Raw genomic sequence first — 12,661 nt, forward strand, 5'->3', positions numbered from 1 at the left:
CATATAAATATTATTCAAAAACAATTTCGAGGCGGAGTAAATATTCCAAAAGTTGAGATTGTTAAAAACTTATCGTTTTCTAGAAATCCGAAGTATGAGGTTTTGATATTCGATTGTGGTTCAGATAATAGAGTGAAATCAGAGATCTTATATAATATTGAAAATTTAAGGAAAAATGGATACGAAATGATAGTTGGTCTTCGTGATCTGTATCCAATGCCTATCGATGATTTAGAAAAACTGGAAAAAGGGTTGCGCTTTTTACCAAATAAATTGAAGGATGAAGCTCAATATTTTGATATTGTTATTGCTATTCATGAAATAGAAGCATGGTTTTTGGCCGAAACCAATCATCTTAAAAAGATAGATAAGCGTCTTACAGGTAAATTTATTAAGGATAAGCTGGGCTTCGATCCATATACAATAGATGCTCAAAGTAGGGTTCATCCTGCAAAAGATCTTGATGATATATACCGCCTTGTAGGACGATCTTACACAAAACGCTATAATACAACTACCAGGATTGTTAATAAGTTGGATTTCAATTCTATCCGATTCAACCTTAGATATGAAATACGTCCATTAGACAGATTATTGAAAATAATCGAAAAATTTAAAGGTAATAATCGTTAAAGATCAGGAGACTTTATAAATACTATATTTTTTATTTCATATAAACGATATAGTCGATTATTTTCTCTCTAATAAAAAGTTTATTACAAAATGTCTATATCTTTGCGCTAATTAAATAATGCCATATCCCGAATGAGTTTTAAAAGAAAAATTAATCGTTTTAGAGGTGTTCTTATGCACTCTCTCACAAAGTATGTAGGCCGTTCTTCGTTTGATGGGGAGTCTCTTAGAGACTCAAACATAGAAGTCAAAAGAGTGTTAGTATCTAGACCTAATAGCCGGTTAGGTAACCAACTTTTAATAACACCTTTGGTACAGGAGGTGTCCAATCGGTTTCCCGGATGTAAAATAGACCTTTTTGTAAGAGGTAATATTGCCCCCATACTATTCGAAAATAATGAAAATATTGATCGTATTATAAGGTTACCTAAAAAGCCATTTAAAGAATTACTCAAGTATTTGGGCGTCTGGATGTCGCTCCGGAAATATCATTACGACATTGTTATAAATGGTGACCAACACTCATCTTCAGGACGTATTTCGACACAGATCGTAAACGCCAGATATAAATTTTCCAGCGATATAGATGAGGATTTGAATGCCCGATATAAAGATTATAGGCATATGGCAAAATTTCCGATATATAATTTGAGAAATGATCTTGAGAAATTGGGAATGAAGACAGAAAATACTGAAATACCTTTGCTTGATATAAATCTGACTGATACTGAAATAAAAAAAGGTAAAGAGCTTCTGGATACTATTGTAAGTAATGATAAAAAAACGATATGTATCTATACGTTTGCTACAGCAGATAAATGTTATCCTCCTTCATGGTGGGAGCCATTTTATGATAGGCTAAAATCTGAATACGCCGAAAAATATAATATATTGGAAGTTCTTCCTGCCGAAAACGTTTCTCAAATAAATTTTCAGGCTCTTTCATATTATAGTAAAGATCTTCGTGAAATGGCTGCGCTAATTCACAATACCGAAATATTTATTACCGGAGATTGTGGCGTTATGCATTTGGCTAGTGCAGCTCATACTCCTACAATAGGTTTGTTTTCGGTGAGTAATCTGGAACGATACGAACCGTATAATAAAGGCAGTTTGGGTATAGATACTAACAAGACGGATACAGAAGGTATTATAAAAGAAATAGATAAAATATTATTTGCCAATATTTAATAAAAAAGGGATTGAATTTAATTTTCAATCCCTTTTAATTTTATGCTTTTACCGTTTATCAAAACGACCATTTATCTGATGTTTTAGCAGAGTTTGTTTTAGTTGCTGGAGTACCTTTGTAATATTTCAAGGCTTCAGGTAAATCCTTTTGTATTTGAGTAATACGTGTCGCATCAGAAGGGTGAGTACTCATAAACTCAGGGGTACTACCTCCTTGTTGAGACATACGCTGCCAGAATGCAGAGGCCGAGCTCGGATCATATCCGGCCATCGCCATAAAAATAAGGCCCAGTTTGTCAGCTTCTAATTCTTGTTTACGTGAATATGGCAAAAGAATACCGTATTGTGTACCTAAACCTAAAGCTGCTGCCGCAATTTGCTGAGTTACAGCAGAGGTGCCTCCTAAGGCCGCACCAACAGCCGCAGTTCCGTATTGAGTCGCCATTTGGTTGCTCATTCTTTCATTAGCATGCTTTGCCACAGCATGTGCAACCTCGTGACCTAATACAACAGCCAGGCCTGTTTCATTCTGAGTGTAAGGCAGGATTCCTTCGTATACTACAATCTTACCACCGGGCATACAGAACGCATTTACATCAGTGCTTTTTACCAAATTGAACTCCCACGAATAAGAAGATAATTCATCAGCATAGCCATTATTTTTCAGATATGTTTCGACTGCTGTTGCTATATTTCTTCCTACTTTTTGTACCAGTGCCGTATTAGCCTTGTCGGACGATATGGGGGCTGATTTGATAAATTCTCCATATTGTTGCAGGCTTAGGTTTAAAACCTCCTGATTAGATACCAGCGAAAGTTGCTTACGTCCTGTTACAGGAACACTTCCACATCCTGCAAAAAGTAGGATGTATGATGCAACTATAGCCAATAGAATGTTCTTGATCATAATTAGATTATTAGTTTGAAAAGTTAATGTTCAAATACTTATTTTTTATTTTGTTCTTTCAATAAATCTCTGATCTCAGAAAGTAACTGTTCTTCTTTAGTTGGTGCCGGAGGAGTCACAGGAGCTTCTTCCTTTTTCGTTTGCAATTTATTCATTCCTTTGATCGCAAAGAAAATAGCTGTAGCAATAATTACGAAGTCGAGCACTGTTTGTATGAATGTACCATAATTGATGCTAACAGCAGCAGCATCGCCAATAGCATCCTTTAATACAAATTTAAGGTCTGAAAAATCGACCCCACCCAATACAACTCCAATGGGAGGCATAATAATATCACTAACTAGAGATGATACTATTTTCCCAAATGCTCCACCTACAATGACACCTACAGCCAAATCGACTACGTTGCCACGCATCATAAAATCTTTTAATTCTTTTAAGACAGACATAATTCTATTTTTATATGTTTAGTTATTAAATGCTACATTTGAATTAGAACACAAACTTAATGCATTTTGTTTAATATAATTTTAACCGTTGTAAGATTATTTTTATTAAGCACTTTATAGCTGTCAACACAAATGCTATCCGGTATATTTGTCAGATAATGTGTAAGTTTATTTATTGCGCTGACAGAATCAATTTCGCCTTTGCCGAGCAAATAACCGTTCATGGTTATAGTATCATTCAGACTCTCGTAATTCACAGCCAGCAAGTTATCTTGTTGTTTAAAAAACATACTGATAGGGCATTCTTGTATAATATGGTCTACTATTTCTTTATGGGCTTCATCCGAAAAGAAAGAGTTTTCAGGATCTGCATCAATTGTAGCTTCAATTAATTTATAATTATGACTCATTATAAATAGACCCTTGTAAAAAGTATATACTAAGAAGGTATTATCTTTTAATGCGCATATGATTATATTAGTATCCTTATATCTATTTATTTTGGGCGGATAAGGTAGAGCTATATTTTCCTTGATGTGTGTTTTTATAAGCTCCTCCTGTTCTTTTCCTGCTCTCATTATTAATATATCTCTATTGTCAGGATATTTTGTGACTATAACAGGAGGGTATATGTAATTTCCCAAAATGTCTATTAATTCATTTAATGATGGATAGTAGGTATATAGCTTTTCAAAGCCATAATTTTTATTGATATTGATGACTCCGACTGTCTGTGGAGGTATATAATTATATATATCAGTATTAAAAGATTGTTTATTATATTCCAGTCTTTTATACATATGCCATCCTCTATAAAGAACAATGATAATAGCAATCAATAAAATAACTATCTTTATCCCTCGTTTTATCATAATAAATATAAATAATAGGGGTCTTTAATGATATATTTCAAATAGGTTCGCGACTGTAAAATAATGTGTTAAATATCCGATATTTTGTAATCTTACTAAATACAATAAATTTAATCGGTTGCTACAAAGATATATGAAAGCTTTAGTATTAAAAGAATTTAAGTCTGTTTTTTGCTCATCTTCCGGCGTTTTTTTTGCTTGTGCCTTTTTTCTCATAATGGGAGTAATGCTATGGGCTTTTCCCGGAAGGTATAATATCATAGATAATGGATATGCCGGTATGAGCTTTTTCTTTGTTATTGCACCTATTCTTTTAGCCGTATTTATACCTGCACTAACAATGCGCCTTTTCTCTGAGGAAAAGCGTAATAAAACACTAGATGTGCTAAGATCCAGGCCTGTAAGTGTCGGCATGATTTATTTAAGTAAATTTCTGGCTCCTTTCGTTTTTATCATAGTTGTATTGCTTTTCACATCAATCTACGTTTATTCTTTGTGGCAATTAGCCTATCCGGTAGGCAATATCGATATAGCTGCTATAGTTGCATCTTATGTGTCATTAATATTGCTATCGGCTGTATTTGTTGTTGTAGGACAGTTTGGTTCTGCAATAACCAAAAATCAAGTAGTAGCTTTGATAATTTCTGTTTTTCTTTGTTTTTTTATTTTGTACGGCTTTGAATTATTCTCAAGCTTTTTTCTGTCTGGTAAAATACAGATTGAGATTGCTTCATTAGGCCTATTACATCATTACAAGCAAATGCAACGAGGGGTAATACAAATAGAGAATGTTCGATGTATCATCAATTATTTAATTCTATTTATCTGTCTTGCACTATTATATCTAAGCCAAGAAAAGAAACGAATCATTATATATAGTTCAATATATCTGCTTGTTTTTAATATACTATTTCTCTTTGTATCCAACGTCAGGTTTGACTTTACTACCGATAAACGCTATACATTGAGCGATTATTCAAAAAGAATCTTAGAATCGGTGGGGAAAAGAGAACCGTTAGAAATAAATATTTATCTGACAGGCGAATTAAACTCCGGATTTCAGCATTTACAGAATGCTACGAGCGATTTATTATCCGACCTTAATCAATATGCGGATAATACTATTTCTGTAAAATATATCAATCCTTATCAGGAAAACAAGTCATTAGAGGAGATGTATAATATTCTTTATTCAAAAGGTATGACAGGAATAATGCTTAATGAAGTGGATAGAGAAGGAAAAGTGAGTCGTAAAATGATTTTCCCTTATGCTCAGGTAACGAATAAAAAAGACACACTGGTTGTTCCTTTATTGAAAAATATAGTTGGAAACAATGCCGAAGAGAATATTAATGCTTCTATTGAAAGCCTCGAATTTGAATTTATTGATGCGATGAGACTCTTAAATCAGGAGAAAGCGATAAGTATTGCATTTATAGAAGGTCACGACGAACTATCGAGGGTTTATTTATATGATGCAGAAGAACTTTTATCCAAATATTATACCATCAATCGGGGCGAAATAGGCAAGGAGATTGGTGTACTCGATGATTTTGATGCAGTTATTATTGCAGGCCCTCTGACTAAATTCACCGAAACAGAAAAGTATATTATTGACCAATATATTATGAACGGTGGCAAAGTTTTATGGATGATAGACGGTGTTTACTATTCGCATCAGGATCTTTTGACGAAGGGACAATCAGCTAGTATGAAGAACGAACTTCATTTAGATGATATGTTATTCAATTATGGAGTAAGAATCAATGCAGATCTTATACAAGATAAACAATGTGTTTCTACATATCTGGTTACAAATGAGCAACAAGCATCGACACTTGTTCCCAGTTTTTTGCAGCCATTACTGATACCTTCACCAAATCATCCTGTGACAAAAGATATAAGAGATGTGAAAGCCGGTTTTGCCAGTTCTATCGATATTGTGAATAATTCTGCGGAGATAAAGAAGGAAATATTATTAACCAGTTCGGCAAATACTCATCTGCTTAGAGTTCCTGATCTTATCGATTTCGATATTGAACGCATTCAAAATATGGCAGACTATTTTAATTCGCAGTATATTCCTGTGGCCGTAAGCTTAGAAGGAAGCTTTAATTCGGCCTTTCTTAATAGAATGATTCCGGATGATATAGATGCGAAGGATTATAAGCCTGTAAATAAGAGTGAAGAAACTAAGATGATAATTGTATCATCCTCAGATATCATAAGTAATGAAGTAAAGGGGCAAGGTGATGATACTCAAGTTTTACCTATGGGATATGATCGTGTGTCGCAACAGCAATTTGGTAATAGGGAGTTTATTGTTAATGCGATAAGCTGGTTGACAGATGATGACGGATTAATGAATTTACGGATTAAACAGCAACAATTATATATTTTAAATAAAAAAGAAGCTATTGAAAATCGAGATAAGTATGCTGTTCTGAATATAGTACTCCCAATTTCACTCATCATTTTACTTATAGGGAGTATCTTTGCGTATAGAAAAAGGAAATATGAAAAATAGCCCATATTCAGAATTTTATGGATTAATATATCACTTTTTTCACCTTTTAATGAAAAAAAACGACTTCTTTCTTCTTGTAGGTTTTACTATCCGACAAATTCTGAAAAATAACTAATTATTTGTTTCATAAACCTATTTCTTTCTATATTTGTACATACACTTTTAACATTAATAATGGATCAGATTAAACAACAAATAGAGGCTCTTCGGGAAGAGCTGAATCGGCATAATTATAATTATTACGTATTATCTACACCTACTATTTCTGACTTTGAGTTTGACGAAAAGCTGAAAAAATTGTCTGATCTGGAGATACAGTATCCGGAGTATTTTGATGTAAATTCTCCAACCCAGCGTGTAGGAAGTGATATAAATAAATCTTTCAAACAGGTTTTGCATAAATATCCTATGCTTTCGTTGGGAAATACCTATACGGAATCGGAAGTGACAGATTTTTATAATCGTGTACAAAAAGGATTAAACGATGATTTTGAAATAGTATGTGAGTTAAAGTATGACGGAACATCTATTTCTCTTACATATATCGATGGTAAATTAACTCAAGCTGTGACACGTGGCGACGGTGTTCAGGGAGATGATGTTACTGCTAATGTACGTACGATCCGTAGCGTGCCTTTGAGACTGCAAGGCAATGATTATCCGGACGAGTTTGAAATTCGTGGCGAAATACTGATGCCTTGGTCAGTATTTGATAAATTGAATAAAGAGAGAGCAGAGCAAGAGGAAATTCTTTTTGCCAATCCACGTAATGCGGGTTCCGGCACATTGAAGCAACAAGATCCTAAAATTGTGGCATCTCGTAAATTAGATTCTTATCTGTATTATATGCTTGGTGAAAACCTGCCTTCAGACGGACATTACGAAAACCTGATGAAAGCGAAAGAGTGGGGGTTTAAAATATCGGATGCAACGAAGAAATGTAAAACGCTTGACGAAATATTCGAATATATAAAATATTGGGATATTGAGCGTAAAAACCTTCCTGTAGCTACAGATGGTATAGTATTGAAAGTAAACTCTCTCACTCAACAACGCAATCTGGGTTATACCTCAAAATTTCCTAGATGGGCAATCGCATTCAAGTTTCAAGCCGAAAAGGCGGTGACTACACTCGAATCCGTAACATATCAGGTGGGTAGGACTGGTGCTGTAACGCCGGTAGCTAATCTAACCCCTGTGAAACTATCGGGTACAACAGTAAAAAGAGCCTCTCTATATAATGAAGACTATATAAATCAGTTGGATCTACACATCAATGATCAGGTGTATGTAGAAAAGGGAGGCGAGATTATACCTAAGATCACAGGTGTAGATATATCGAAGCGTGGGATATTCGATGAAAAGGTAGAATTTACAAAGGAATGTCCCGAATGTGGTACGTCATTAGTAAAGGATGAAGGTGAAGCTATATATTATTGCCCGAATGATTTATCTTGCCCTCCCCAGTTGAAGGGACGTATAGAACATTTTTGTACACGCAAGGCAATGAATATATCTTGTGGTCCCGAAACTGTGGAACACCTATATAATGCACGTCTTATTAGCAATGTATCGGACCTTTATACTCTGAAATGGCAGGATGTCTCTCGTTTAGAGCGTTGGGCTGAGAAAAGCGCAAAGAATCTAATAGATAGTATTCATGCCTCAGTATCAGTTCCTTATCCTAGGGTTCTTTTCGCTTTAGGCATCCGTTATGTTGGTGAAACGGTGGCTAAAAAGTTGGCTTTAGCATTTCCTAGTATCGATATGCTAATGGCTGCCGGTGTGGAAGACTTGGTTCAGGTAGACGAAATAGGAGAGCGGATAGCACAAAGTATAGTTAAATATTTTGGTGAAAGTGCTAATGTGGAATTGGTAAATAGACTAAAAGGATTTGGTATACAATTTGAACTTAGTGAAGATATAATCTCACAACGGACAGATAAATTACAAGGATTATCTATAGTCATTAGCGGGACTTTTGAAAAACATTCTCGGGATGAATATAAAGTAATGATAGAACAGAATGGTGGAAAGAACAGTGGCTCGATTTCAGCCAAGACAAGCTATGTCTTAGCCGGGGATAATATGGGTCCCGCTAAATTAGAAAAGGCCCAAAATTTGGGTATAACTATTCTGAATGAAGATGAATTTTTGGAAATGATAAAGTAAGAGGGGAAAAGGATATATATATCATCTTTGTCACTTTTTGTAAAATTAAAAAGTATACTGGTATTGTAACTTATTTTTTATAAACCTAAATAAAAACGACCATGGAATTGAAACCAATTCAAGAAAAATTTAAATCTCTTTATGGATCCGAAGGTGTGATGTACACATCTCCCGGACGTATTAACCTTATCGGAGAACACACAGACTACAATGGCGGTTTTGTTTTGCCTGGAGCAATAGACAAAGCTATGTATTGTGTAATTAAGCCTAATGGAACACCCGATCGTATCAAAGCTTATGCAATGGACTTATCGGAAATGGATGAATTCGGCTTAGATGATATTCCAATCAAGGGATGGGCCAAATACATTTTTGGAGTATGTAAGGAAATGATTAAACGTGGCAAGAAAGTAGAAGGCTTCGATTGCGTATTTGCCGGCGACGTTCCTCTTGGGGCAGGTATGTCTTCGTCTGCGGCTTTGGAAAGCTGTTTCGGATTTGCTATCAACGATATGTATAATTTAGGTTTCGACCGTTTCGAACTGGCTCTTATCGGGCAAGCTACTGAGCATAATTACGTAGGTGTAAAATGTGGTATTATGGATCAATTTGCTTCTTGTTTTGGTAAAGAAGGATCTCTTATTCGTCTCGACTGCCGTTCGTTAGAATATGAATATGTACCATTCGATCCGGTTGGATACCGTTTGGTATTACTGAATACATGTGTGGCGCATGAGTTGGCTTCTTCTGCTTATAATAAGCGTCGTGAGTCTTGTGAAAATGCAGCATCTTATATCCGCAAATATCATCCTGAAGTAGAATTACTTCGTGACGCAACTTTGGATATGTTGAAAGAAGTAGCAAATGAAGTAAGTGCAGAGGATTATATGCGTGCTGAGTTTGTTATAGAAGAAATACAACGTTTGCAAGATGCTTGTGAGGCACTTAAGAAAGGTGACTATGAAACAGTAGGAAAGAAGATGTATGAAACCCATATTGGCTTGAGTCGTAAATATGAAGTGAGTTGTGAAGAACTTGATTTCTTAAATAATATAGCTCGTGAATGTGGGGTAACCGGATCACGTGTAATGGGAGGCGGTTTTGGTGGCTGTACAATCAATCTGGTGAAGAATGAACTTCACGATAGCTTTATCAAGCGTGCTACTGAAGCCTACGAGCAAAAGTTCAAAATCAAACCTAAAGTGTATGATGTTGTAATCAAAGACGGTGCACGAAAATTGTAGACGGAATATCATTGCACTCCCGAACAGAATCAAATATTAGAATAGCACAACAATAAACTAACACAGTAATAATATGTTTGATTTTTTTTATAAGAAAAAGCTAAATTCTGCATTGGAGTGCAATGCTCGTACTCATATCTTTCACAACCTGAATGATATAAAGAAAGTTTTGATACTTTTTTCATATCAAGATTGGGCTGAAATTCAGCAAGTAAGTCAGGATTTGAAAGAAAAAGGTAAAGAAGTCTTATTGTGGACTACCCAAGCTAAGAAAACTGTAGAATCTCAAGCTCAATTACCCGTTGAGGTAAGGGTTTTATCACATAAAGATATTTCAAAATGGCGAGGTTTGTCATCATCTGTCGTCAGCGAATTCAAGGCATTGTCGTATGATACCTTATTAGATCTGACTACACAGGATGACAAATCTTTGCTATATCTTTTAGCAAATAATTCAGCAGAGTTTTGTATAGGAATAAAAGAACCGGATATTAAGGTTTATGATTTCATAGTACTTAAAGAAGAAAATGCTAAAGTACTTGAAACTTACGATCAGATTAAATTTTACCTGAACAATATACGTTGAGGTATAAATTAATTCTTAATTTTGCACAAATTGAAATAGAAACATTCTTTTCCCACACGAAAAGATAATATAAGTAACGGAACGTGTTTAATAATAAATACATTTCCGAATCACAACATAATAATAGTTGTATACTTACAAGAATTAATAAATAGGTCAGAGACCTAAGTTTGAACGAATTTTATGCCTAGAATCAATCTCAGAGGAATGGGAGTTGCTTTAATAACTCCTTTTAAAGAAGATGAAAGTGTCGATTACGATGCTTTACTAAGACTTGTTGACTATCAACTGCAAAATGGTATAGATTATCTGGTTGTGCTGGGTACTACAGCAGAAACCCCAACATTGACAGAAGATGAGAAAAAACAGATTGTAGAAACTGTAGTTAGCAGGGTTAATGGGCGTATTCCAATTATCTTAGGAGAGGGCGGAAATAATACACGAGCTATTGTAGAGAAGCTTAAGAAGAATGATTATTCAGGAATAGACGGAATTTTATCCGTAGTTCCTTATTATAATAAACCATCACAAGAAGGTATTTATCAGCATTATAAAGCTATATCCGAAGCCTCACCATTACCAGTCATATCGTATAATGTGCCTGGGCGTACAGGAGTCAATATGACAGCTGATACTACTTTGCGTATAGCTACTGATTTTCCGAATATTGTAGCTGTAAAAGAAGCTTCGGGTAATATGGCGCAAATGGACGAAATAATAAAACGTAAGCCTGAATACTTTGACGTTATATCGGGAGACGACGGTGTTACATTTCCTCTCATCACTTTAGGGGCAGTTGGTGTCATTTCTGTAATAGGCAATGCTTTTCCTAAAGAATTTAGCCGTATGACGCGTTTAGCCTTGGAAGGTGATTACAATAGTGCATTAAGAATACATCATAGTTTTAACGAATTATTCAATCTCTTGTTTGTAGATGGTAATCCGGCGGGAGTTAAATGTATGTTGAATATGATGGGATATATAGAAAATAAACTGCGCTTGCCACTTGTTCCTACTCGGATCACTACATATGAGCAAATACGCAATGTGCTTATTGATCTGAATATCAAGTGCTGATTAGGATTGGTGTAATTTTTTTATAAAAAACCATCTTTCAGATTTGGAATATATATAAAACTATTTTACCTTTGCATCGCAATTAAGCAATGGCTACGTAGCTCAACTGAATAGAGCATCTGACTACGGATCAGAAGGTTGCAGGTTTGAATCCTGCCGTGGTCACTTTAGTAACATTAAACTCCGTAATTTTCAAAAGATTATGGAGTTTTTTGTTTTTATACATACAGTTTTACATACATCAATCCCAAAAACTTACTTCGTTTGGATTTGCATTTTTTTTTCAGCATTCCAATCCATTTGATTATTTTGTTTTTGCAAAGACAATGGTTTTTGGACCGGCACAGCCTCCAATTTTATTAATTATCCTGGGTTCATCCTATCTAATCCTACAATGCTGGCCGCTCCCCGAACATATATACGACAATCTAGAGGTTTATTTGATTCGTATACTTTTTGCATTTTTATTATAGTCGACTTGTTTTGGTGGAGTAGCTGGCAATCCTAAACGATCCTTTGCTTTAGTTGGTGTAATTTTATTTCCGGTAAATTTTCCGCAAAATACATAAACCTCGGGTGTATTTTTCTATAAGAGTGCCATTCCTTAAATTAAAAGCATCTCTATTCTCGTTAAAATATGCCTATGATAAATAGTGTTATTAAACATATAATGTTCGATCTTATTTTGTTAATTTTATAATAACTTTAACGTTTGTAAGAGAACTTTCAATCTTCTGCTGATATTGAATGTATCATTTGTATTTTTTATCAAACAATCGTCATTTTTCCATATATCAATAACTTATGAAAACACGTCTATTTCATTTTGGCTGTTTCTTGTTGTTTTTTTTACCCCTATCTGGGCAGCTCAACAGTGATCACAATCATTACCGGGCAGGAGATGTCCTGATAAAACAACAAGTTGAGTTTGTCGATCCAGGCACTTCCGGCGTTAACCGTACCTGGGATTTCAGTACACTCAAAACGGTCAATGAGAGCTATA

The 12,661-nt window shown here is 34.9% G+C and carries 10 protein-coding genes, 1 tRNA gene and 1 pseudogene; 9 read left to right on the plus strand and 3 right to left on the minus strand.

Translation table 11 applies throughout. The annotated features are described in order from the left end of the window. Positions 1-633: DUF4276 family protein (locus tag JGH11_RS16415; protein ID WP_201113625.1), on the plus strand; the 633-nt coding region annotated here is incomplete at its 5' end. A gap of 132 nt (positions 634-765) precedes the next feature. Then, on the plus strand, positions 766-1,824 hold the full coding sequence (locus JGH11_RS16420) for a glycosyltransferase family 9 protein (RefSeq protein ID WP_201113627.1): 1,059 nt from the start codon (positions 766-768) through the stop codon (positions 1,822-1,824). 58 nt (positions 1,825-1,882) lie between these two features. On the opposite strand, the gene JGH11_RS16425 is transcribed toward JGH11_RS16420, so the two are convergent. From JGH11_RS16425 to JGH11_RS16435, 3 genes are read right to left on the minus strand one after another with little or no spacing between them, the layout of a single operon-like run. Then, positions 1,883-2,731, minus strand: coding sequence for a M48 family metallopeptidase (locus tag JGH11_RS16425; protein WP_201113629.1), 849 nt, complete (start codon positions 2,729-2,731; stop codon positions 1,883-1,885). 38 nt (positions 2,732-2,769) lie between these two features. Beyond that, positions 2,770-3,180: a large-conductance mechanosensitive channel protein MscL gene (gene mscL, locus JGH11_RS16430; RefSeq protein WP_201113631.1), complete on the minus strand. Its 411-nt coding sequence runs from the start codon at positions 3,178-3,180 to the stop codon at positions 2,770-2,772. A gap of 56 nt (positions 3,181-3,236) precedes the next feature. Next, a complete protein-coding gene (locus JGH11_RS16435; RefSeq protein ID WP_201113633.1) occupies positions 3,237-3,980 on the minus strand; it encodes a hypothetical protein in 744 nt (247 codons plus the stop codon). Positions 3,981-4,185: 205 nt separating this feature from the next. Between JGH11_RS16435 and gldG the strand changes: the two genes are divergently transcribed. The 7 genes and pseudogenes from gldG to JGH11_RS20335 all read left to right on the plus strand — a co-directional run. After that, positions 4,186-6,579: a gliding motility-associated ABC transporter substrate-binding protein GldG gene (gldG, locus tag JGH11_RS16440; RefSeq protein ID WP_201113635.1), complete on the plus strand. Its 2,394-nt coding sequence runs from the start codon at positions 4,186-4,188 to the stop codon at positions 6,577-6,579. A 174-nt stretch (positions 6,580-6,753) separates the two neighbouring features. Beyond that, positions 6,754-8,751 carry an NAD-dependent DNA ligase LigA gene (ligA, locus tag JGH11_RS16445; protein WP_201113637.1) on the plus strand — a complete coding sequence of 666 codons (1,998 nt, stop codon included), beginning with the start codon at positions 6,754-6,756 and terminating at the stop codon, positions 8,749-8,751. A gap of 101 nt (positions 8,752-8,852) precedes the next feature. Next, the gene (gene galK, locus JGH11_RS16450; RefSeq protein ID WP_201113639.1) at positions 8,853-9,995 is read left to right on the plus strand and encodes a galactokinase; all 1,143 of its coding nucleotides are present in this window, start codon (positions 8,853-8,855) and stop codon (positions 9,993-9,995) included. A gap of 73 nt (positions 9,996-10,068) precedes the next feature. Beyond that, positions 10,069-10,581 (plus strand): hypothetical protein, encoded by a 513-nt coding sequence (locus JGH11_RS16455; protein WP_201113641.1) that lies wholly within the window; start codon positions 10,069-10,071, stop codon positions 10,579-10,581. 183 nt (positions 10,582-10,764) lie between these two features. Then, on the plus strand, positions 10,765-11,658 hold the full coding sequence (gene dapA / locus JGH11_RS16460; protein ID WP_201113643.1) for a 4-hydroxy-tetrahydrodipicolinate synthase: 894 nt from the start codon (positions 10,765-10,767) through the stop codon (positions 11,656-11,658). A gap of 91 nt (positions 11,659-11,749) precedes the next feature. After that, positions 11,750-11,823 (plus strand) — tRNA-Arg (locus JGH11_RS16465). Between the two features lie 639 nt (positions 11,824-12,462). Further along, positions 12,463-12,661, plus strand: a pseudogene (locus JGH11_RS20335) (T9SS C-terminal target domain-containing protein); the annotation flags it as partial.

Origin of the sequence: Dysgonomonas sp. Marseille-P4677 (genome assembly GCF_016652235.1) — a bacterium.
In the GTDB taxonomy this organism is placed as follows: domain Bacteria; phylum Bacteroidota; class Bacteroidia; order Bacteroidales; family Dysgonomonadaceae; genus Dysgonomonas.